Origin of the sequence: Streptomyces camelliae, from assembly GCF_027625935.1 — a bacterium.
Classification (GTDB): domain Bacteria; phylum Actinomycetota; class Actinomycetes; order Streptomycetales; family Streptomycetaceae; genus Streptomyces; species Streptomyces camelliae.
Window position 1 is genome coordinate 4553085 of sequence record NZ_CP115300.1, and the last position, 21908, is coordinate 4574992.

At 71.5% G+C, this 21908-nt stretch carries 20 protein-coding genes and 1 tRNA gene; 12 read left to right on the plus strand and 9 right to left on the minus strand.

The window, feature by feature from the left end:
* Window positions 1-21: 21 nt before the first annotated feature.
* Both O1G22_RS20700 and O1G22_RS20705 read right to left on the minus strand, forming a co-directional pair.
* Window positions 22-609, minus strand: a complete 588-nt coding sequence (locus tag O1G22_RS20700; protein ID WP_270082705.1) for a TetR/AcrR family transcriptional regulator — start codon at window positions 607-609, stop codon at window positions 22-24.
* A complete protein-coding gene (locus O1G22_RS20705; protein WP_270082706.1) occupies window positions 606-2120 on the minus strand; it encodes a 3-hydroxyacyl-CoA dehydrogenase in 1515 nt (504 codons plus the stop codon). Before O1G22_RS20705 ends, O1G22_RS20700 begins: the two co-directional genes overlap by 4 nt.
* A 159-nt stretch (window positions 2121-2279) precedes the next feature.
* On the opposite strand from O1G22_RS20705, the gene paaN reads away from it, so the two are divergent.
* Complete coding sequence (paaN, locus tag O1G22_RS20710; protein WP_270082707.1) at window positions 2280-3986, plus strand: phenylacetic acid degradation protein PaaN; 1707 nt, start codon at window positions 2280-2282, stop codon at window positions 3984-3986.
* Here the strand turns inward: paaN and O1G22_RS20715 are convergent.
* Genes O1G22_RS20715 through O1G22_RS20725 form a run of 3 tightly spaced genes read right to left on the minus strand, consistent with a single transcriptional unit; the run spans window position 3983 to window position 6953 of the window.
* The gene (locus tag O1G22_RS20715; RefSeq protein WP_270082708.1) at window positions 3983-4750 is read right to left on the minus strand and encodes a TrmH family RNA methyltransferase; all 768 of its coding nucleotides are present in this window, start codon (window positions 4748-4750) and stop codon (window positions 3983-3985) included. The two genes, paaN and O1G22_RS20715, sit on opposite strands and share 4 nt — an antisense overlap.
* Before the next feature lie 50 nt (window positions 4751-4800).
* The gene (locus O1G22_RS20720) at window positions 4801-6018 is read right to left on the minus strand and encodes an HTTM domain-containing protein (protein ID WP_270082709.1); all 1218 of its coding nucleotides are present in this window, start codon (window positions 6016-6018) and stop codon (window positions 4801-4803) included.
* The gene (locus tag O1G22_RS20725; RefSeq protein ID WP_270082710.1) at window positions 6015-6953 is read right to left on the minus strand and encodes a DUF5819 family protein; all 939 of its coding nucleotides are present in this window, start codon (window positions 6951-6953) and stop codon (window positions 6015-6017) included. The genes O1G22_RS20720 and O1G22_RS20725 overlap by 4 nt, the downstream gene beginning before the upstream one ends.
* Before the next feature lie 396 nt (window positions 6954-7349).
* Between O1G22_RS20725 and paaA the strand changes: the two genes are divergently transcribed.
* The 6 genes from paaA (at window position 7350) to O1G22_RS20755 (ending at window position 12273) form a co-directional block, all read left to right on the plus strand.
* Entirely contained in the window at window positions 7350-8393 is a 1044-nt protein-coding gene (paaA, locus tag O1G22_RS20730) for a 1,2-phenylacetyl-CoA epoxidase subunit PaaA (RefSeq protein ID WP_270082711.1), read from the plus strand.
* Window positions 8390-8677, plus strand: a complete 288-nt coding sequence (gene paaB / locus O1G22_RS20735) for a 1,2-phenylacetyl-CoA epoxidase subunit PaaB (RefSeq protein WP_014673816.1) — start codon at window positions 8390-8392, stop codon at window positions 8675-8677. Before paaA ends, paaB begins: the two co-directional genes overlap by 4 nt.
* Window positions 8674-9405: a 1,2-phenylacetyl-CoA epoxidase subunit PaaC gene (paaC, locus tag O1G22_RS20740; RefSeq protein WP_270082712.1), complete on the plus strand. Its 732-nt coding sequence runs from the start codon at window positions 8674-8676 to the stop codon at window positions 9403-9405. Before paaB ends, paaC begins: the two co-directional genes overlap by 4 nt.
* On the plus strand, window positions 9399-9938 hold the full coding sequence (paaD, locus tag O1G22_RS20745) for a 1,2-phenylacetyl-CoA epoxidase subunit PaaD (RefSeq protein WP_270082713.1): 540 nt from the start codon (window positions 9399-9401) through the stop codon (window positions 9936-9938). The genes paaC and paaD overlap by 7 nt, the downstream gene beginning before the upstream one ends.
* The gene (locus O1G22_RS20750; protein WP_270082714.1) at window positions 9938-11002 is read left to right on the plus strand and encodes a 2Fe-2S iron-sulfur cluster-binding protein; all 1065 of its coding nucleotides are present in this window, start codon (window positions 9938-9940) and stop codon (window positions 11000-11002) included. Before paaD ends, O1G22_RS20750 begins: the two co-directional genes overlap by 1 nt.
* A gap of 140 nt (window positions 11003-11142) precedes the next feature.
* The gene (locus O1G22_RS20755; RefSeq protein ID WP_270082715.1) at window positions 11143-12273 is read left to right on the plus strand and encodes an acyl-CoA dehydrogenase family protein; all 1131 of its coding nucleotides are present in this window, start codon (window positions 11143-11145) and stop codon (window positions 12271-12273) included.
* Between the two features lie 40 nt (window positions 12274-12313).
* Here O1G22_RS20755 and O1G22_RS20760 read toward each other — a convergent pair whose 3' ends face one another.
* The 4 genes from O1G22_RS20760 to O1G22_RS20775 all read right to left on the minus strand — a co-directional run bounded on the left by O1G22_RS20760 (window position 12314) and on the right by O1G22_RS20775 (window position 15474).
* Complete coding sequence (locus O1G22_RS20760; RefSeq protein ID WP_225100391.1) at window positions 12314-12643, minus strand: rhodanese-like domain-containing protein; 330 nt, start codon at window positions 12641-12643, stop codon at window positions 12314-12316.
* Between the two features lie 74 nt (window positions 12644-12717).
* Window positions 12718-13530: a hypothetical protein gene (locus O1G22_RS20765; protein ID WP_270082716.1), complete on the minus strand. Its 813-nt coding sequence runs from the start codon at window positions 13528-13530 to the stop codon at window positions 12718-12720.
* Window positions 13531-13735: 205 nt separating this feature from the next.
* Entirely contained in the window at window positions 13736-15178 is a 1443-nt protein-coding gene (locus tag O1G22_RS20770) for a DUF2252 domain-containing protein (RefSeq protein ID WP_270082717.1), read from the minus strand.
* Between the two features lie 212 nt (window positions 15179-15390).
* Window positions 15391-15474: transfer RNA gene (locus O1G22_RS20775), tRNA-Leu, on the minus strand.
* 401 nt (window positions 15475-15875) lie between these two features.
* Here O1G22_RS20775 and O1G22_RS20780 point away from each other — a divergent pair.
* The 5 genes from O1G22_RS20780 (at window position 15876) to O1G22_RS20800 (ending at window position 21883) form a co-directional block, all read left to right on the plus strand.
* On the plus strand, window positions 15876-16712 hold the full coding sequence (locus O1G22_RS20780; RefSeq protein WP_225100330.1) for an FHA domain-containing protein: 837 nt from the start codon (window positions 15876-15878) through the stop codon (window positions 16710-16712).
* Window positions 16713-16722: 10 nt separating this feature from the next.
* Window positions 16723-17253, plus strand: coding sequence for an FHA domain-containing protein FhaB/FipA (locus O1G22_RS20785; protein WP_225100331.1), 531 nt, complete (start codon window positions 16723-16725; stop codon window positions 17251-17253).
* A gap of 140 nt (window positions 17254-17393) precedes the next feature.
* A complete protein-coding gene (locus O1G22_RS20790; RefSeq protein ID WP_270086481.1) occupies window positions 17394-18932 on the plus strand; it encodes a Stp1/IreP family PP2C-type Ser/Thr phosphatase in 1539 nt (512 codons plus the stop codon).
* 27 nt (window positions 18933-18959) lie between these two features.
* A complete protein-coding gene (locus O1G22_RS20795; protein ID WP_270082718.1) occupies window positions 18960-20408 on the plus strand; it encodes an FtsW/RodA/SpoVE family cell cycle protein in 1449 nt (482 codons plus the stop codon).
* Window positions 20405-21883 (plus strand): peptidoglycan D,D-transpeptidase FtsI family protein, encoded by a 1479-nt coding sequence (locus O1G22_RS20800; RefSeq protein ID WP_270082719.1) that lies wholly within the window; start codon window positions 20405-20407, stop codon window positions 21881-21883. The genes O1G22_RS20795 and O1G22_RS20800 overlap by 4 nt, the downstream gene beginning before the upstream one ends.
* Window positions 21884-21908 lie beyond the last annotated feature (25 nt).

Consider the following 21908-nt stretch of genomic DNA (forward strand, 5'->3'; position numbering starts at 1 on the left):
CGTGATCTTCGATGCCCTGTGTCAGTCCTGACGCAGGCCGGAGAAGACGAGCCGGACCACCGCGTCGGCCACCTCGCGGTCGCCGGCCCCGCTCGGGTCCGGCCGGTACCACTCCACGATCGAGTTGATCATCCCGAAGACCAGCCGGGTGGCCAGGCGGACCTCGACATCGCCGCGTACGTCGCCGTCGGCGGCCGCTGCCTTCAGCAGTTCGGCGACCCGGTGGTCGAAGTCGCGCCGCCGCTCCAGCGCCCAGCGCTCGGTCTCGGTGTTGCCGCGCACACGCAGCAGCAGCGTGACGTACGGCAGCTCGCCTATCAGGACCTCGACCATGCGGCGCACGACGTGCTCCAGCCGGTCGGCGGGCCGCCCCACGCGCGCGTGCTCCTCGTCCAGGATGGCGAACAGACCGTCCAGGGCACGGCTGACGGCCCGGCGAAGCAGCTCCTCCTTGCCGCTGACGTGGTGGTAGATCGAGGACTTGGAGATCCCGGCCGCCTTGGACAGGTGCTCCATGGAGGTGCCGTCGTAACCGCGCTCGTTGAAGACCCGCACGGCGACGGACAGGAGCGTCTCCGGGGTGTACGTGTCGCGTCTGGCCGTGGTCATGAGGCGCCCTCCCGCTTGTCGACGGCGTATGCGTGGCGGTAGAGCGCGAGCGAGGGCGCGTAGCGTCCGGACGGGTCGCGCTCGTGCATCTCGTCCAGGACGTCGATCGCGAAGTCACGGCCGAGCCTGCGGTCCCATTCGAACGGGCCGAGCGGGTAGTTGACCCCGAGGCGCATGGCCGTGTCGATGTCCTCCTCGGTGGCCACGCCCTTGGCGACGGCGTCGTGGGCGAGGTCGATGATCCGGGCGACGGTGCGCGCGACGATCATGCCGGGGATGTCGCCGATGACGCTGACGTCCTTGCCGAGCGCCTGGAACAGGCCGGTGGCCTCGGTGAGGGTCCGCGGCGAGGTGTCGTGGCCGGCGGACAGGGCGATGCGGGTGGCCGTGCGGTAGTCGAGGGCGAGGTCGAAGTAGACGACGTCCCGGAACTCCACAGAGGTCTGACCGTCGGCGAGGACCAGCTGGCCGCCGCCGGGCAGCACCAGGCGCGTGCCGTTGTCCTCGTCCTCCTCGCGGACCTGGATGCCCGCCTCCCGGATCAGCGCGAGCAGTTCGGCGGCGGGGCCGAGGTCGCCCTCGGCGACGACGTACGCGGGCGGCTGCTCCTTGTCGGCGGTGTGCGGTTCGGCCCGCTCGGCGCCCTCGGCGTAGTCGTACCAGCCGTGCCCGCTCTTGCGGCCGAGGCGGCCGGACTCCACCAGCCTGCGCTGCGCGAGGGAGGGCGTGAAGCGCACGTCCTGGAAGAAGGACTGCCACACCGAGTGCGTCACCGACTCGTTGACGTCCTGTCCGATCAGGTCGGTCAGCTCGAAGGCGCCCATCTTGAAGCCGCCGGAACCGCGCAGCACCGCGTCGATGGTGGCCGGGTCGGCCGCCTGGGCCTCGTAGACGGCGAACGCCTCGGCGTAGAACGGCCGGGCGATCCGGTTGACGATGAAGCCCGGGGTGTCCGCGCAGGCCACCGGGGTCTTGCCCCAGGCGCGGGCGGTCTCGTACGCGCGCGTGGCCGACGTGACGTCGGTGGCGAACCCGGAGACGACCTCGACGAGCGGCAGCAGCGGGGCCGGGTTGAAGAAGTGCAGGCCGACGAAGCGGCCGGGATGGCGCAGGGCGCCGCCGATGGCCGTCACCGACAGCGAGGAGGTGTTGGTGGCGAGCAGGCAGTCCTCGGCGACGATGTCCTCCAGTTCGCCGAAGAGCTGCTGTTTGACGTCCAGCCGCTCCAGGACTGCCTCCACGACCAGCGCACAGTCGGCCAGCTCGGTGAGGCTGTCCACGGGCTTCAGACGGTCGTGGGCGGCGTCCCGCTGGGCGGCGCCGAGCTTGCCCTTGGCGACGAGCCGGTCGAGGCGGGCGCCGATCTCTTCGGCCGCGTCCCGTGCGCGCCCGGCGACGGCGTCGTAGAGCCGCACCGGGTGGCCGGCGACCAGCGCGACCTGGGCGATGCCCTGGCCCATGGTGCCGGTGCCGACGACGGCCACGGGGCTGCTGAGGTCGAGTGCTGTCATGTGCGCGATCCTCCCGCACGGGGTTTTCCACAGATGCGGCGGTCCCCCTTGTCCCGACCGATCGTTCGGTTACTCTAGCTCTGACCGTCTCATCCCGCTGCTCTTTCTGCCAGGCCGTGAACTCGACGAAGAGTTCCCCAGACGAGGAGTTGGTCCCGCATGGCCGCCGAACTGTCCGTGCCCGATCTGATCGCGAAGCACCGGCCCACTCTGGACCAGGCGCTGGAAGCGATCCGTACGCGCGCGTACTGGTCCCCGCACCCCGAGCACCCGAAGGCCTACGGCGAGAACGGCAGCCTGGACGCGGCGGCCGGCAAGGCCGCGTTCGACGCCGTGCTGAACACCCGCCTGGACCTCGGCCAGCCCGGCACGGACGACTGGACGGGCGGCGAGGTCTCGCCGTACGGCATCGAGCTGGGCGTTACGTACCCGCACGCGGACGCGGACGTGCTGCTGCCCGCGTTGAAGGCCGGTCAGCGCGCCTGGCGGGACGCCGGCCCGGAGACGCGCGCGGTGGTCTGTCTGGAGATCCTCAAGCGGATCAGCGACCGGACGCACGAGTTCGCGCACGCCGTCATGCACACCAGCGGCCAGGCCTTCATGATGGCGTTCCAGGCGGGCGGCCCGCACGCCCAGGACCGCGGCCTGGAGGCGGTGGCCTACGCGTACGCGGAGCAGGTCCGCACACCGGACGCGGCCGAGTGGACCAAGCCCCAGGGCAAGAAGGACCCGCTGGCCCTCACCAAGCGGTTCACGCCGGTCCCGCGCGGCATCGCCCTGCTCATCGGCTGCAACACCTTCCCGACCTGGAACGGCTTCCCGGGTCTGTTCGCCTCCCTCGCCACCGGCAACGCGGTCCTGGTCAAGCCCCACCCGCGCGCGGTGCTGCCGCTCGCTCTCACCGTCCAGGTCGCCCGGGACGTGCTGGCCGGAGCCGGCTTCGACCCGAACCTGGTGGCGCTGGCCGCCGAGCGCCCCGGCGAGGGCATCGCCAAGACCCTGGCCACCCGCCCCGAGATCCGGATCATCGACTACACCGGCTCGACGTCCTTCGGCGACTGGCTGGAGGCCAACGCCCGCCAGGCGCAGGTCTACACGGAGAAGGCCGGCGTCAACACGGTGCTCGTGCACTCCACGGACGACTACAAGGGCATGCTGGCCAACCTGGCGTTCTCGCTGTCGCTGTACAGCGGCCAGATGTGCACCACCCCGCAGAACCTGCTCGTCCCCCGCGACGGCATCCGCACCGACGCGGGCTCCAAGACCTTCGACGAGTTCACCGCCGACCTCGCCCGCGCGGTCGACGGCCTCCTCGGCGACGACGCGCGCGCGAACGCCCTGCTGGGCGCGATCGTCAACCCGGACGTCAAGGCCCGCCTGGAAGCCGCGGCCGGCCTCGGCGAAGTGGCCCTCGCCTCCCGGGAGATCACCAACCCCGACTTCCCGGACGCGGTCGTGCGCACCCCCGTCATCGTCAAGCTGGACGGCGCGCGGAAATACTGGGAGGGGGCCGACGACCAGGCCGCCTACATGAGCGAGTGCTTCGGCCCCGTCTCCTTCGCCGTCGCGGTCGACTCGGCCGCCGACGCCGTGGAGCTGCTGCGCCGTACGGTCCGCGAGAAGGGCGCGATGACGGTCGGCGCCTACACCACCGACCCCGAGGTCGAGCGGGCCGTCGAGGAGGCCTGCCTGGAGGAGGCGGCCCAGCTGTCCCTCAACCTGACCGGCGGGGTGTACGTCAACCAGACCGCCGCCTTCTCCGACTTCCACGGCTCGGGCGGCAACCCGGCGGCGAACGCGGCCCTCACCGACGGCGCGTTCGTGGCCAGCCGGTTCCGGGTCGTCGAGGTGCGCCGGGAGGCCTAGGAAGAAGCCCGGGAGTCCGTGGATGCGCCCCCGGTGACGCTCCAGTGGTACAGCGTCATCGCCACGCTGGTGGCCAGGTTGTAGCTGGAGACCTGGGGGCGCATCGGCAGGGACAGCAGATGGTCGGCACGCGCGCGCAGTGCGACGGACAGTCCGCTGCGCTCGGAACCGAAGGCGAGGACGGCGTCGTCCGGCAGCTTCACGCCCCGGATGTCGTCACCCTCTGGATCCAGCGCGAACACCGGCCCCGGGGGCAGCTCGTCGACGCCGAGGCGCTCCACGGCGGTCGCGAAGTGCAGCCCGGCGCCGCCGCGCACCACGGTGGGGTGCCACGGGTCGAGCGTGCCCGTGGTGACCACCCCGGTCGCCCCGAAACCGGCGGCCAGCCGGATCACGGCACCGGCGTTGCCGAGGTTGCGGGGGTTGTCCAGGACCACGACGGGCGCGGTGCGCGGGGTACGGGCGAGCGTGCGCAGATTGGCCTCGCGGGACGGCCGTACGGCGAGCGCGGCCACCCCGGTCGGGTGGGGCCGCGGCACGAGCGAGGCGTACGTCTGCGCGGGCACCTCGATGAGCAGCGCGTCCAGCGCGTCCCGCACGTCCCCGGCCAGCTCTCCGGCCAGCGCGAGCGCGGCCGCCCGGTCGGTGGTGACCGCCACCGGTACCTCGGCCCCGAAGCGCAGCGCATGCTTCAGGGCATGGAAGCCGTCGAGCAGCACAGCACTGCCGGCGTGCTCGCGCCAGCGGGTCAGCGGGTCGGTCATGCGATGAACCCTACGCGGCCCCCACGGCCCCCTACACGGCCCCGACGCCCCTACACGGCCTCCACCCGGCCCTTGGCGACGTGCTCGTCCTCCTCCGCTGAGCGCGGTGCGGGCACCGTACGCACCCCGCGCCGCACGACCCGCACACGCGCGCGTGCCGCCAGCGCGCCCAGCCGGCGCAGGAAGGACGTCGGCAGGAAGACCGCGTCCGCGGTGATCATCGCCAGCGAGAAGAACGGCAGACCGAGGACGACCGCGATCACCGAGTGCTCGATCATCAGCAGCACCAGCAGGACGTTCTTGACCCGCCGGTTGAACAGGGTGAACGGAAAGGCGACCTGCACCATGACCGTCCCGTAGGCCACGACCATCATGATCGTGCCGCTGGAGGACATGAGATCGGCGAGACCGGGCCACGGCGAGAAGTAGTCCAGGTGGAGCGGGTAGTAGACGGCCGTGCCGTCCTGCCAGCGCGAGCCCTGGATCTTGTACCAGCCCGCTGTCGCGTAGATCAGGCACGCCTCCGCCATGATCACGACCAGGGCACCGTTGTGCAGGATGTTGGCGACGACGTCCAGCAGGATCTTCGGGTCCCGCGCCTTCGCCCAGCGATCCACGGCCCACCACAGGGCGAGTCCCACCAGGGCCGTCCACAGCAGCGCGGGGATCAGCCAGCCGTTGTCGAACCGGCCGGTGACCGTCGCGAGCACGAGCGCCAGGCCCAGCACCGCCCACAGGACCGGTCCGACCAGGTCGGCGGGAACCCGCTCCCCACGCGCGCGTGCCGCCTCTGCCCGCTCCGCCCGCCGCGCGTCCAGCGACCACACCTGACCGCAGCGCGTGAACACGAGATAGAAGGACATCAGGTGCAGGACGTTGTCGCCGCCGTCGCCGACGAAGACACTGCGGTTCTGCAGCGACAGCACGCCCACCATGAACAGCACGGACGCCGTCCGGGTCCGCCAGCCGAGCAGCAGCGCGGCGCTGGCGAGGAGCGCCAGCAGATAGAAGCACTCGAACCAGAGCTGCGTGTCGGACCAGAGCAGGGCCGTGAAGGCGTGATTGTCGGCGGTCAGCTCCCTGGCGAGGTTCCAGCCCCACGGCCCGGTGGGGCCGTACAGCTCCTGCCGGTGCGGGAACTCGCGCAGCAGGAACAGCAGCCAGGTCCCGGCGAACCCGATGCGGATCACGGCGCTCTGGTACGGCCCGAGCGCGGACCCGGTGACCCGGGCGATCCCACGCGAGAGAGTCAGGGAGAGACGGTTCACCGCACACCCCCGGCGGCCTCGTCGGCGGTCACGGTCCACCAGGGCAGCAGGCGGTAGACAGGCTGGTCGGACACGCGCTCAGGGCTCCACTTCGGCGGCTGCACATTGGTCGTGCTGGAGCGGACCTGCACCCGCTGTATGACGCCCAGCTTGTCCGGCGGATCGTTCCGGTACAGCCGCATCACCACGATCCGGCGCAGGTACTGCTCGGACAGGGAGCCCCGCATGCCCACGGGCCGGTTGTCGACGCCGTGCGTGGCAGTGAAGAAGTCCCAGGCCCGGCGCAGCTCGTTCTGCTGCGTGTGGCTGGGCGCCAGGTTGCCGTCGATGGCGGCGCCGTCCTGGGCGGACAGATCGATCCACCCGGTGGTGCGCAGCTCTCCGTCCTTCGTCCGCGCCTCGGCGCGCACCTGGACGGCGATGTTCTGCTGCAGCGGGTTCGGGGCGAACAGCTTCCAGTTCTGCTCGAACTCCGGGTACACCCACTCCTCGACCGCCTTGCCGTGCTGCTTCGTCACCGTGTTCGCCGGGGCGAGGCTGAGGAACACCATCAGCAGATGCACACAGGCGGCCACCCCGACCACGGCGAGCGCCAGCGCCGCGCCGACCTGGTAGCGGGGGGAGAGGGCGGCCACACCGGTACGGGGCTCGGCGGGCGGCGACGCGGGGACGTCAGGCCGACCGGCCGTGCCCGGCCGGTCGGGGTCCTCAGGTCCGGCAGCCATGCCTGTCCGGTCGGGATCCTCAGGCCCGGCAGCCATGCCCGGCCGGGGGGAGGCGTCCGGGGCCGTCCGGGCCGACGCACCGCGACCGTCACCCCGGTCGTTCCCTTCCCGGTCGCCGGCGTCGTGGGCCGAAGGTTCGTCCGGGAGACGCGCCCCGGCCGGCCCGCCGGGGCCCGACCGGGCCCCCGGGTCCTCGTCGTACGCGTCCATGTCCGTCCCGTCCCCCGTCTCGGCTCGGTCGTCTCGGTTCCGTCGTTCGGTTCCGTGGCCGGCACGGCGGCCGGCTCGGTGCGGCGGCACCCTTGCCCAGCGCCACACGATTCACCCACGCCACTGTGCGGCGTCCGCACGGAACGGTACTCAGAGCCGGCCACCGGGCGCAGCCCCGGGTACGGGCCGACCTCGTGGTCCTCACCACGCCGCAGGGCACCGGAATCCGGCCGTACCCGGCCGTACCGGCCTCCGCCGGGGTTGTCCACAGGCCGGCGCCCGAGTTTTCCACAGCGGTTGACACCCACATCGGCCCGGCACACCATTGATGTCGCACGGACCGAACGATCGGTCGGGACAGAGCCCACCGCAGAGCCCGAGGTCAGGGGGACCGCAATGGCCACAGCAGCCGCCGCGCAGCGCACGGCCCGCACGGAGGCGGACGGCACGCCGGACACCGTCGACACGACGGCCTACCAGCGCGCCTTCGACGCGGCCGTGGCCGCCGACGAGCGCATCGAACCACGCGACTGGATGCCCGACGCCTACCGCGCGACCCTGGTCCGGCAGATCGCCCAGCACGCGCACTCCGAGATCATCGGCATGCAGCCGGAGGCCAACTGGATCACCCGCGCCCCCAGCCTGCGCCGCAAGGCCATCCTGATGGCCAAGGTCCAGGACGAGGCCGGCCACGGGCTGTACCTGTACAGCGCGGCCGAGACCCTCGGCACCAGCCGCGAGGAGCTGCTCGACAAGCTGCACAGCGGCCGCCAGAAGTACTCCTCCATCTTCAACTACCCGACCCTGACCTGGGCCGATGTCGGCGCGATCGGCTGGCTGGTGGACGGCGCCGCGATCACCAACCAGGTCCCGCTGTGCCGCTGCTCCTACGGCCCGTACGCGCGCGCCATGGTGCGGATCTGCAAGGAGGAGTCCTTCCACCAGCGCCAGGGCTACGAACTGCTGCTGGCCCTCAGCAAGGGCACCGCGGAACAGCACGCGATGGCGCAGGACGCGGTGAACCGCTGGTGGTGGCCCTCCTTGATGATGTTTGGCCCGCCCGACGACGAGTCCCAGCACTCCGCACAGTCCATGGAGTGGAAGATCAAGCGCCACTCCAACGACGAGCTGCGCCAGCGCTTCGTCGACATCTGCGTCCCCCAGGCCGAATCCCTGAGCCTCGCCCTCCCCGACCCTGACCTGCGGTGGAACGAGGAGCGGGGGCACTACGACTTCGGCCCGATCGACTGGACGGAGTTCTGGGACGTCCTCAAGGGCAACGGCCCGTGCAACGAGCAGCGGATCACCCAGCGCAGACGCGCCCACGACGAGGGCGCCTGGGTACGGGAAGCGGCGGCGGCCTACGCGGCCAAGCACAGCACCGGACATGCCGACACCACCGGCGAGACCGGCCACGAGACAGAAGCGGAGCGAGCATGAGCACCACCGACTGGCCCCTGTGGGAGGTCTTCGTGCGCTCCCGGCGCGGCCTCTCCCACACCCACGCCGGCAGCCTGCACGCCCCGGACGCCGAGCTGGCCCTGCGCAACGCCCGCGACCTGTACACCCGGCGCGGCGAAGGCGTCTCCATCTGGGTCGTCCCGGCCGCCGCGATCACCGCGTCCTCGCCGGACGAGAAGGACCCGTTCTTCGAACCGGCCGCCGACAAGCCCTACCGCCACCCGACCTTCTACGAGATCCCGGAAGGGGTGAAGCACCTGTGACCGCCACCCCCGCCACCGTCGCGGTGACCGCCGCGCTCGCCCTCGGCGACGACGCCCTGGTGCTCTCCCACCGGCTGGGGGAGTGGGCCGGCCACGCCCCCGTACTGGAGGAGGAGGTCGCCCTCGCCAACATCGCCCTCGACCTCCTCGGCCAGGCCCGGGTGCTGCTGTCACTGGCCGGCGACGAGGACGAACTGGCCTACCTGCGCGAGGAGCGGTCCTTCCGCAACCTCCAGCTGGTGGAACAGCCGGGTGGCGACTTCGCGCACACCATCGCCCGCCAGCTGTACTTCTCCACCTACCAACACCTGCTCTACGCCGAACTCGCCGCCGGGGACGGAGCGTTCGCCCCCCTCGCCGCGAAGGCCGTGAAGGAGGTGGCCTACCACCGAGACCACGCGGAGCAGTGGACCCTCAGACTGGGCGACGGCACGGAGACGAGCCACGAGCGGATGCGGCGGGCGTGCGACGCGCTGTGGCGGTTCACCGGCGAGATGTTCCAGCCGGTGGAAGGCCTGGACACCGTCGACTGGCCGGAGCTGGAGGCCCGGTGGCTCCAGTCCGTCACCGACGTCCTCGGCCGGGCCACGCTCCCCCTCCCCGAAGGACCGCGCACCGGCGCCTGGTCGGCGGGCGCCGGCCGGCAGGGCCTGCACACCGAGCCGTTCGGGCGGATGCTCGCCGAGATGCAGCATCTGCACCGCAGCCACCCGGGGGCGACATGGTGACCGCCACCGCCCTGGAAGCGGAACTGCTGGAGCTGGCCGGCTCGGTGCCCGACCCCGAACTGCCCGTGCTCACCCTGCGGGAGCTGGGCGTCCTGCGCGCGGTGCACGTCGAGGACGGCGACACGGTCGAGGTCGACCTGACCCCCACCTACACCGGCTGCCCCGCCATCGAGGCGATGACCCTCGACATCGAGCGGATCCTGCGCGCCCACGGCATGCGCGAGGTCACGGTCCGCACGGTCCTCGCACCCGCCTGGTCCACCGACGACATCACCCCCGAAGGCCGCCGCAAACTCCGGGAGTTCGGCATAGCTCCCCCGCGAGTGCGCGCCGGCTCCGGCCCGGTGCCGCTCGCCCTCGGCCCGACCCGCACGGTCGCGGCGGAGCGCGCCGAGGATCCGGACCCGGTCCGCTGCCCGCACTGCGGCTCCGCCGAGACGGAGCTGCTGAGCAGGTTCTCCTCCACCGCCTGCAAGGCGCTGCGCCGCTGTCTGTCCTGCCGTGAACCGTTCGACCACTTCAAGGAGTTGTGATGGCACGCTTCCACCCGCTCCAGGTGGCCGCGGTCGACCGGATCACCGACGACGCCGTCGCCCTCACCTTCATCGTCCCGCCCGCACTGCACGAGGAGTACCGGCACGCACCCGGCCAGCACCTCGCGCTGCGCCGGTGCGTCGACGGCACGGAGGTCCGGCGCACGTACTCGATCTGCTCCCCCGCCCCCGACCCGGCCGGCGCGGGTCCGGACACCCTGCGGGTCGGCGTGCGGATGGTGGAGGGCGGCGCCTTCTCGGCCTACGCACTGAAGGAGATCAACGTCGGCGACGAGCTGGACGTGATGACCCCGGCCGGCCGCTTCACCCTGGACCCGGCGCCGGGGCTGTACGCGGCGATCGTCGGCGGCAGCGGCATCACCCCGGTGCTGTCCATCGTCTCCACGCTGCTGGCCCGCGAGCCGGCGGCCCGGTTCTGCCTGATACGCGGTGACCGTACGGCGGCCTCGACGATGTTCCTGGAGGAGGTCGCCGACCTGAAGGACCGCTACCCGGAGCGCTTCCAGCTGGTGACCGTCCTCTCCCGGGAGGAGCAGCAGGCGGGCCTGCCGTCCGGCCGGCTCGACCGGGACCGTCTGACCGGACTGCTGCCCGCGCTGCTGCCGGTCGACCAGGTCGCGGGGTGGTTCCTGTGCGGGCCGTACGGACTGGTGCAGGGCGCGGAGCAGGCGCTGCGCAAGCTCGACGTGGACCGCTCCCGCATCCACCAGGAGATCTTCCACGTGGACGCCGGCTCGCCCCCGCCCGCCCCGGCCCAGGCCCCGGCGCACAGCACGGTCACCGCCCGTCTCGACGGCCGCGGGGGCAGCTGGCCGGTGCGCGACGGGGAGACCCTGCTGGAGACGGTCCTGCGCAACCGCCCGGACGCCCCCTACGCCTGCAAAGGCGGAGTCTGCGGCACCTGCCGTGCCTTCCTGGTCTCCGGCGAGGTCCGCATGGACCGCAACTTCGCCCTGGAGACGGAGGAGACGGAGGCCGGCTATGTCCTGGCCTGCCAGTCGCATCCGCTGACGGAACAGGTGGAACTGGACTTCGACCGCTGAAGTGCTGCACGAGAGAAACTGCACGAGAGGAGCTGCACGACAGAAGAACACCAGCCCCCGTTCCCTTCCCCGTTCCCTTCTCCTAGAACCTGTTCTATCTTGACGCTCCGTCAGATACCGCACCGTCGGAGGGACAGGCCGTGGACTTCACCTTCACCGAGGAGCAGCGGGCGGCGGACGAGGCGGCGCGCGGGGTGTTCGCGGGCGTCGTGGCGGACGCGGTGCCCAGCCCGGCGCTCACCACCGGCGCCGTGGCCGAGGGCTTCGACCGGGAGCTGTGGGCCCGGCTCGCCGAGGCGGACCTGCTGAGTCTGCTGCTCGACGAGGCGCACGGCGGCTCAGGCCTGGACGCGATCGCGCTGTGCCTGGTGCTGCGCGAGTCCGCGAAGGTGCTCGCCCGGGTGCCGCTGCTGGAGCACACCGCGGCCGCCGCGGCCGTACAGGCCTACGGCGGGCCGGAGTTGGCCGAGCGGGTGCTGGCCGAGGCCGGGCGGGGCGAGCTGGTGCTGACCGTGGCGGCGAGCGGCCGCACCGGCCACGACCCGGCCGAACTGGCCGTCGGCGCACGGCGGGACGGGTCGGCGTGGGTGCTGGACGGGGTGCAGACGGCGGTGCCGTGGGCGTACGACGCGGATCTGGTCGTCGTACCGGCGCAGGGCGAAGGGACGACCGTGCTGGCGCTGGTGCCGCGCGAGCGGGACGGGGTGGTCCTCGCCGAGCAGGTGTCCACCAGCGGGGAGCGGCTGGCCGAGCTGCGGCTGGCGTCGGTCCGGGTGGACGCGGGCGAGGTCATCGAGGCCGACGGCGCCTGGGAGTGGCTGCACGCGCTGCTCGCCACCGGCACCTGTGCGCTGGCGCTCGGGCTGGGCGAGCGGGTGCTGCGGATGACCGCCGAATACACCGGCAAGCGGGAGCAGTTCGGGTATCCGATCGCGACCTTCCAGGCGGTGGCCGTACAGGCAGCGGACCGGTACATCGATCTGCGCGCCATGGAGGCCACCCTCTGGCAGGCCGCCTGGCGGATCTCCTCGGGGGCGCAGGGGGCGCTGCCCGCCGCCGGGGACGTGGCGGTGGCGAAGATCTGGGCGGCCGAGGGCGTGCGCCGGGTGGTGCAGACGGCACAGCATCTGCACGGCGGGTTCGGCGCCGACACCGACTATCCGCTGCACCGGTACCACGCCTGGGCCAAGCACCTGGAGCTGGCGCTCGGCCCGGCGGCGGCGTACGAGGAGCGGCTGGGGGATCTGCTGGCGGCCCACCCGCTGGGCTGACCGCACGCCCCGAGCAGAAGGGGGAGACAGCAGGGGGAAGCTACACGACCTGGCCGGGCTTGCCCTCGTCCGTGATCACCGGGCGGCCCGCGGCCTCCCAGAGCTGCATGCCGCCCGCGACGTTCACCGCGTCGATGCCCTGCTGGACCAGATACGCGGTGACCTGGGCCGAGCGGCCGCCGGAGCGGCAGATGACGTGGACGCGGCCGTCCTGCGGGGCCGCCTCGGTCAGCTCGCCGAAGCGGGCCACGAAGTCGCTCATGGGGATGTGCAGCGCCCGCTCGGCGTGGCCCTCCTGCCACTCGTCGTCCTCGCGGACGTCCAGCAGGAAGTCGCCGTCCTTGAGGTCCGTGACCTCGACCGTGGGCACACCAGCTCCGAAGTTCATGTCCCCGACGCTACCCGAAGGCCCCGGCCTCGACCGAGGTCCCGACCGCGGGCGGCTCAGCCCTGCCCCAGCAGGCCGGCCAGTTCGGCCTCCCGCTGGGCGATGTCGGCGCGCAGCCGGCCGGCGATCTCCTCAAGCAGCCCGTCGGGGTCGTCCGGGGCGAGCCGGAGCATGCCGGCGATCGCGCCTTCCTCCAGCTCACGGGCGACGAGGGTGAGCAGTTCCTTGCGCTGGGCGAGCCACTCCAGGCGGGCGTAGAGCTCCTCGGCGGCGCTCGGCCGCCGCTCCGGCGGCACCGGGCCCGCCGCCCACTCCTCGGCGAGTTCCCTGAGCAGGGCCTCGTCGCCGCGGGCGTAGGCGGCGTTGACGCGAGTGAGGAACTCCTCACGCCGCTGCTGCTCCTCTTCCTCCTGCGCGAGGTCGGGGTGGGCCTTGCGGGCCAGCTCGCGGTAGAGCTTGCGGGCCTCCTCACTGGGGCGCACCCGCTCCGGGGGCCGTACGGCCTGGTCGGTGAGCATGGCGGCGGCCTCCGGGAACAGGCCGTGGCCGTCCATCCAGCCGTGCAGCAGTTCCTCCACGCCGGGAATCGGCAGCACCTGGGCGCGGGCCTCCGCGGCGCGGCGGATGTCCTCCGGGTCGCCGGTGCGGGCGGCCTTCGCCTCGGCGATCTCGGCGTCCAGCTCCTCGATGCGGGCGTAGAGCGGGCCGAGTCGCTGTTCGTGCAGGCGGGAGAAGTTCTCGACCTCGACGCGGAAGGTCTCCACGGCGATCTCGTACTCGATCAACGCCTGCTCGGCGGCCCGTACGGCCTGCTCAAGCCGTTCCTCGGGCCGCGGCGCCTGTGACTGATCGGCTTCCGGGGTCGTCATCCGACCAGGGTAGGGGGTGTGGCTGCGGCAGCTCGCCGTAGGGCCGGGGGTCGTCCAGCCGCACGCCCACTCACCGAGCAGAGAGGCACCCTCGTCGAGGCGGAGCCGCGCATCCGCACAACCCCACGCCCCGCATCCACACAACCCCACGCCCCGGCGCACGCGGCGCCCGAGCCCCCTCACACCCCAGCCTCACCCCCCAGCCTCACACCCCCAGCTCGGCCGCGATCCTCCCCGTCCGCACCCCGGCCACCAGTTCGGCGTGGTCCTTCTCCGTGCGGTCGGCGTAGGCGACGGCGAAGGCGGCTATCGCCTCGTCCAGTTCCGTGTTCTTGCCGCAGTACCCGGCGATCAGCCGCGGGTCGGCGCTGTGGGAGTGGGCGCGGGCCAGCAGGGCGCCGGTCATGCGGCCGTAGTCGTCGATCTGGTCGGCGGCGAGGGCGGCGGGGTCGACGCTGCCCTTGCGGTTGCGGAACTGCCGTACCTGGAAGGGGCGCCCGTCGACGGTCGTCCAGCCGAGCAGGGTGTCGCTGACGACCTGCATGTGCTTCTGGCCGAGGACCACCCGGCGCCCCTCGTGCTCCACCGCCGGCGTCTCGAAACCGGCCGTGGCCAGGTGCGGGACGAGCGCGGAGGGGCGGGCCTCCTTCACCTGGAGCACCAGCGGCTGCTCGCGGTGGTCGAGGAGCAGGACGACGTAGGACCGGGTGCCGACGCTGCCGGTGCCGACCACCCGGAAGGCCACGTCGTGCACGGCGTGCCGGGCGAGCAGCGGGTGCCGGTCCTCGCCGAGAGTGTGGACGTACGGCTCCAGGGACGCGGCGACCGCTGCGGCCTCCTCGTCCGGGATCCGGCGCAGGACGGGAGCCGCGTCCACGAAACGGCGCCCGCCGTCCTCGACCACCTCCGTCGACCTCGCCGCGAAGCGCCCGCTGGTGTTGGCCCGCGCCTTCTCCGAGACCCGCTGCAGGGTGCCGAGCAGATCGTGGGCGTCGGTGTGGGAGACCAGTTCCTCGTCGGCGATGGCGTTCCACGCGTCCAGCACGGGCAGCCTGGCCAGGAGTCGCATGGTGCGCCGGTAGGCGCCGACCGTGTCCCGCGCCGCCGCCCGGCAGGTGTCCTCGTCGGCGCCGGCCTCGCGCCCGGCGAGCACCAGGGAGGCGGCGAGCCGCTTCAGATCCCACTCCCAGGGGCCGCGCACGGTCTCGTCGAAGTCGTTGAGGTCGATGACGAGGTCACCGCGGGCGTCGCCGTACAGGCCGAAGTTGGCCGCGTGGGCGTCTCCGCATATCTGGGTGCCGATCCTGGTCATCGGGGTGCGGGCCAGGTCGTAGGCCATGAGTCCGGCCGAGCCGCGCAGGAAGGCGAACGGGGTCGCCGCCATCCGTCCGACGCGGATGGGGGTCAGCTCCGGGATCCGGCCGGCGTTGGACTCGGCGACCGCGCTCACCGCGTCGGGGCGGGAGGCGTCCACGTCGAGCGTGCGGTGCGCGGCACGCGGCACAGCGACGCGCAGCGCCTTGCCCTCCTCCTTGGGCGAGCCCTGCCGCGGCCACTCGGCGAACCCCCGCACCTGCGGCAGCCGCCGACCGCCCCCGGCCACACCAGTCACATCAGTCACTGTGTCCCCACCGGCCTCGGTCACCATGACCGCCCTCCCCCGAACACCGAACGCCGTACGCCGTGTACCCCGGCGTCGGACAACCGTCCGCACGAACATCAACTCGTGCAGACCGTACAACTCGGCCCGCCACGGCGAGCACCCCTGGGAGAGAGCTTCCTCACACGACGCACATAAAAGAGGACAGCCGTACATACGACTACGGGCCCACCGTTTTCACGATGGGCCCGTAGCCTCTGTGCGCGAGGGGGGAGTTGAACCCCCACGCCCTTGCGGGCACTGGAACCTGAATCCAGCGCGTCTGCCTATTCCGCCACCCGCGCATTGGGTGTGTCTTCCGGTTCCTTCCCTTTCGGGCTGGCCCCTTCCGACACCCAGAACATTAGCACGTCGTACGGGGTGGGTTCACATCCCTTACCTGCCCCCCGCCGCCCACCACCCGCCGCCGTCCGAGCCGCACCCCGCGCCCCATCCCTCCCACGAGCCTCCCGCGTATCAGCGAGACCCGGTTCACGTATCAACCTCGTACCGGTGACAGGCATCTCCCCAGGAGACGGGACCGGCCCACAGCCGGGTGCGGGACACTGGAGTTCGCCCGCCTCTACGATCCATGTCAGGAACCGGCTGATCGCCGGGCGCGTAGATACGATCAGTGAGCGGAGCGAGCAGTCCGCAGCAGTACAGAGCACGGCAACGCAGACGGCAGGGACGGAGGAGGTGCCCCATGGGAGTCCTGAAGAAGTTCGAGCAGCGTCTCGAAGGCCTGGTGAACGGCACCTTCGCGAAGGTCTTCAAGTCCGAGGTCCAGCCCGTGGAGATCGCCGGCGCGCTCCAGCGTGAGTGCGACAACAACGCGACGATCTGGAACCGCGACCGGACCGTCGTACCCAACGACTTCATCGTGGAGCTGAGCGCGCCGGACCACGAGCGCCTCAGCCCCTACTCCGGGCAGCTCGGCGACGAGCTGGCCGGCATGGTGCGCGACTACGCCAAGCAGCAGCGTTACACCTTCATGGGACCGATCAAGGTCAACCTGGAGAAGGCCGACGACCTCGACACCGGTCTGTACCGGGTGCGCAGCCGCACCCTCGCCTCCTCCAGCAGCCAGCAGGCACCACAGGGCGGCCCCGGTGGCCCCGGCGGCTTCGGCGGTGCGCCCGCCATGCCCGCCGGCGCGCCCCCGATGCCGTCCGCGCCGCCGCCCGGCGCGCGCCCCGGCGGTTACGGCTACCCGCAGCCCGCCGGGCAGCGGCCCCCGGCCGCCCCCGCGAGCGGCGGGCGCACCCGCTACTGGATCGAGATCAACGGCAACCGCCACCAGATCTCCCGCCCGACCCTGGTGCTGGGCCGCAGCACCGACGCCGACGTGCGGATCGACGACCCCGGCGTCTCGCGCCGGCACTGCGAGATCCGGACCGGAACGCCCTCGACGATCCAGGATCTCGGCTCCACGAACGGCATCGTGGTGGACGGGCAGCACACCACCCGCGCTACGCTCCGCGACGGCTCGCGGATCGTCGTGGGCAGCACCACCGTTATCTATAGGCAAGCCGAAGGGTGAAGCGGGGGCAATGTCAGAGCTGACCCTCACGGTCATGCGGCTGGGTTTCCTGGCCGTACTGTGGCTGTTCGTGATCGTGGCCGTGCAGGTCATCCGGAGCGACCTGTTCGGTACGCGCGTCACCCAGCGCGGATCGCGTAGGGAGGCCGGCCGCCAGCAGCAGGCGCCCCGGCAGCAGGCCGCCGCGCCCCCACCGCAGCGCGGCCGGCAGGCCGGACAGCAGAGCGGCGGCCGGCGCGGGCGCGGCGCCCCCGCCAAGCTGGTCGTGACGGAAGGCACACTGACCGGCACCACCGTCGCACTGCAGGGCCAGACGATCACCCTGGGCCGGGCGCACGACTCCACGATCGTGCTGGACGACGACTACGCCTCCAGCCGCCATGCCAGGATCTACCCGGACCGCGACGGCCAGTGGATCGTCGAGGACCTGGGCTCCACCAACGGCACCTACCTGGACCGGTCCCGGCTGACGACCCCTACGCCGATCCCGCTGGGCGCGCCGATCCGCATCGGCAAGACCGTCATCGAGCTGCGGAAGTAGTGCTACGTCATGAGTGAGCGCGAGCGGAGCGAGCACGCAGCGGCAGGCCGCCACCCGGCCGCCGGCGCGCTCCCGACCGGAGGGTGGGCAGTGTGGCTCGACACGACCGGCTGTACCCGGAGCCGACGGGCGAGGTGCGCATGAGTCTGTCACTGCGCTTCGCCGCCGGATCGCACAAGGGCATGATCCGCGAGGGCAACGAGGACTCCGGTTACGCCGGTCCGCGGCTGCTCGCGATCGCCGACGGCATGGGCGGCCAGGCGGCCGGCGAGGTCGCCTCCTCCGAGGTCATCTCCACCCTGGTCACGCTCGACGACGACGTGCCCGGCTCCGACATCCTCACCTCGCTCGGCGCGGCCGTGCAGCGCGCCAACGACCAGCTGCGCGCCATGGTCGAGGAGGACCCCCAGCTCGAAGGCATGGGGACCACGCTCACCGCGCTGCTGTGGACCGGTCAGCGGCTCGGGCTCGTCCACGTCGGCGACTCGCGCGCCTACCTGCTGCGGGACGGCGTGCTCACGCAGATCACCCAGGACCACACCTGGGTGCAGCGGCTCGTGGACGAGGGCCGGATCACCGAGGAAGAGGCCACCACCCACCCGCAGCGCTCCCTGCTGATGCGCGCCCTCGGCAGCAGCGAGCACGTCGAACCGGACCTGTCGATCCGCGAGGTGCGGGCCGGCGACCGCTATCTGATCTGCTCCGACGGCCTGTCCGGCGTCGTCTCCCACCAGACGATGGAGGAGACCCTCGCCAGCTACCAGGGCCCGCAGGAGACCGTGCAGGAGCTGATCCAGCTCGCGCTGCGCGGCGGCGGTCCCGACAACATCACGGTCATCGTCGCGGACGTGCTCGACCTGGACACCGGCGACACCATGGCGGGCCAGCTGTCCGACCAGCCGGTCGTGGTCGGCGCGGTCGCCGAGAACCAGCATCATCTGCACGACAACGGCATCATGCAGACCCCGGCCGGCCGCGCCTCGCACCTGGGCCGGCAGGGACACGGGCACGGCGGCGGCGAGTTCGGCCCGCCCGGCTCCGGCGACACCACCGGGTACATCCCGGCGGGCGGTTTCGGCGACTACACCGACGACGACTTCACCAAGCCGCGCAAGAGCCGCAAGTGGCTGAAGGGCTCCCTGTACGGCGCCCTCGCGCTCGCCGTCATCGGCGGCGGCCTCTACGGCGGCTACCGCTGGACGCAGACGCAGTACTACGTCGGTGCCAAGGACGAGCACGTGGCGCTGTACCGCGGCATCAGCCAGGACCTGGCCTGGGTGTCCTTGTCGAAGGTGGAGAAGGACCACCCCGAGATCGAACTCAAGTACCTGCCGCAGTACCAGCAGAAGCAGGTCAGGAACACGATCGCGGCGGGCGGGCTGCAGCAGGCCGAGACGAAGATCCAGGCGCTGTCGGTGCAGGCCTCGGCGTGCAAGAAGCAGGCGGAGCGCACGACCGCCGCGTCGCCGGGCAAGGCGAGGACGGGGCAGACCGGAGGGACCACGGGAACCACCCGCACCGCCCTCACGTCCAAGGCGACACCGACACCGAACCCATCCGGATCGGCGTCCGCTACGAAGACCCCGTCGAAGTCCCCGTCCGCGACCGCCACTCCCAACCCCGGCCCGAGCCTCTCCGAGGATGAGCAGAAGGTCGTCGATCAGTGCGGCAAGCAGTAGCCCCGCCGCGAGAGGCCCTGTCACACGATGAGCAGTACGACTAACCCGCCGACGCATCACACGTCCACGATCGGCGCGATCGGCGCGCCGAGCCGCCGCAACACCGAGCTGGCCCTGCTGGTCTTCGCCGTGGCCATCCCGGTGTTCGCCTACGCCAACGTGGGCCTGGCCCTCGACGGCAAGGTGCCCGCCGGTCTGCTGAGCTACGGCCTCGGCCTCGGCCTGCTGGCCGGCGTCGCCCATCTCGTCGTACGGAAGTTCGCGCCGTACGCCGACCCGCTGCTGCTGCCGCTGGCCACCCTGCTCAACGGGCTCGGCCTGGTCTGCATCTGGCGCCTGGACCAGTCCAAGCTGCTCCAGCAGCTCCACGTCAGCGGCGGCAAGGCCACCAACCAGCTGCTGTACACGGCGATGGGCATCGCGCTGTTCGTCGCGGTGCTGATCTTCCTCAAGGACCACCGCACGCTCCAGCGCTACACCTACATCTCCATGGTGGTCGCGCTGGTCCTGCTGCTGCTCCCGCTGGTCCCGGGCCTGGGCGCCGACGTGTACGGCGCCAAGATCTGGATCCACGTCGGCAGCTTCACCATCCAGCCCGGTGAGTTCGCCAAGATCGTGCTGGCGGTGTTCTTCGCGGGCTATCTGATGGTCAAGCGGGACGCGCTGGCCCTCGCCAGCCGCCGTTTCATGGGGCTGTACCTGCCGCGCGGCCGTGACCTCGGCCCGATCCTCGTCGTCTGGGCGATGTCGATCCTGATCCTGGTCTTCGAGACCGACCTCGGTACGTCGCTGCTGTTCTTCGGCATGTTCGTGATCATGCTGTACGTCGCCACCGAGCGGACCAGCTGGATCGTCTTCGGTCTGCTGATGTCCGCGGTCGGCGCCGTCGGCGTGGCGAGCTTCGAGTCGCACATCCAGACCCGCGTGCAGGCCTGGCTCAACCCGTTCCACGAGTACCAGCTGAGCCGTCAGGTCACCCACGACGGCATCATCCACTCCGACCAGCTCCAGCAGGCCCTGTGGGCGTTCGGCTCCGGCGGCACCCTGGGCACCGGCTGGGGCCAGGGCCACTCCGAGCTGATCCGGTTCGCCGCCAACTCCGACTTCATCTTCGCCACCTTCGGCGAGGAGCTGGGCCTCGCGGGCATCATGGCGATCCTGCTGATCTACGGCCTGATCGCCGAGCGCGGCATCCGAACCGCCCTCGCCGCCCGCGACCCGTTCGGCAAGCTCCTGGCCATCGGCCTGTCCGGTGGCTTCGCGCTCCAGGTCTTCGTCGTGGCCGGCGGTGTGATGGGTCTCATCCCGCTGACCGGTATGACCATGCCGTTCCTCGCGTACGGCGGTTCGTCCGTGATCGCGAACTGGGCGCTGATCGGCATCCTGATCCGGATCAGCGACACCGCCCGCCGCCCGGCGCCCGCCCCCGCCGCCAACCCCGACGCCGAGATGACCCAGGTGGTCCGCCCGTCATGAACAAGCCCCTGCGCCGGATCGCGATCTTCTGCGGCCTCCTCGTGCTGGCCCTGCTGCTCCGCGACAACTGGCTCCAGTACGTCCAGGCCGACTCGCTGCGCACCGCCCCCGACAACCGCCGGGTCGCCATCGAGCGGTACGCGACCCCGCGCGGCGACATCATCGTCGACGGCAACCCGATAACCGGCTCCGTCGAGGCCAAGCACGGCGACTTCAAGTACAAGCGGACCTACAAGGACGGGGCCATGTGGGCCCCGGTGACCGGCTACTCGTCGCAGGCGTTCGGCAGCACCCAGCTGGAGAGCATCGACGACGGCATCCTCAGCGGCACCGACGACCGGCTGTTCTTCCGCAACACCCTGGACATGATCACGGGCAAGCAGAAGCAGGGCGGCAACGTCGTCACCACGCTGAACCAGGCCGCGCAGAAGGCGGCGTTCGACGGGCTGAAGGCGCAGGGCGGCAAGGGCGCGGTCGTCGCGCTGGAGCCGTCCACCGGCAAGATCCTGGCACTGGCCTCCTACCCGTCGTACGACCCGTCGACCTTCGCGGGCAACTCCACGGACGTGGACTCCAAGAACTGGACCAAGCTCCAGAAGACCAACGACCCGGCCGACCCGATGCTGAACCGGGCGCTGCGCGAGACCTACCCGCCGGGCTCCACCTTCAAGGTGGTCACGGCGGCGGCCGCGCTGGAGAACGGGCTGTACACCTCGGCCGACACGCCCACGAACTCGCCGCTGCCGTGGATCATGCCGGGCACCACGACCCCACTGAAGAACGAGGGCAACATCCCCTGCAAGAACGCCACCCTGCGGGCCGCCCTCCAGTACTCCTGCAACAGCGTCTTCGGCAAGATCGGCTCCGACCTCGGCAACGCCAAGATGCTGGCGGAGGCGAAGAAGTTCGGCTTCGACTCCCCGCAGGACACGCCGGTCCGCGCCTACCCCTCGGTGTTCTCCGACAAGATGAACCAGTCGCAGACCGCACTGTCCTCCATCGGCCAGTTCAACACCGCCGCGACCCCGCTGCAGATGGCCATGGTCGCCTCGGCGGTCGCCAACGACGGCAAGCTGATGAAGCCGTACATGGTGGACAAGCTCCAGTCCTCCAACCTGGACACGCTCACGCAGACCCAGCCGGAGGAGCTGAGCCGCCCGCTGACCTCGCAGAACGCGCAGATCCTGCAGGACATGATGAAGACGGTGGTCGAGCAGGGCACCGGCACGAACGCCAAGATCGACGGCGTCACCGTCGGCGGCAAGACCGGTACCGCGCAGCACGGTGTGGCGAACAGCGCCAACCCGTACGCGTGGTTCATCTCCTTCGCCAAGCTGCCCGACGGCAGCTCGCCGGTGGCCGTGGCCGTGGTGGTCGAGGACGAGAGCGCCAACCGCGACGACATCTCCGGTGGCGGTCTCGCCGCACCGATCGCCAAGAGCGTCATGCAGGCGGTCATCAACTCCAAGAAGTGACCTCGCCCACCCCGGGAGGTGACGC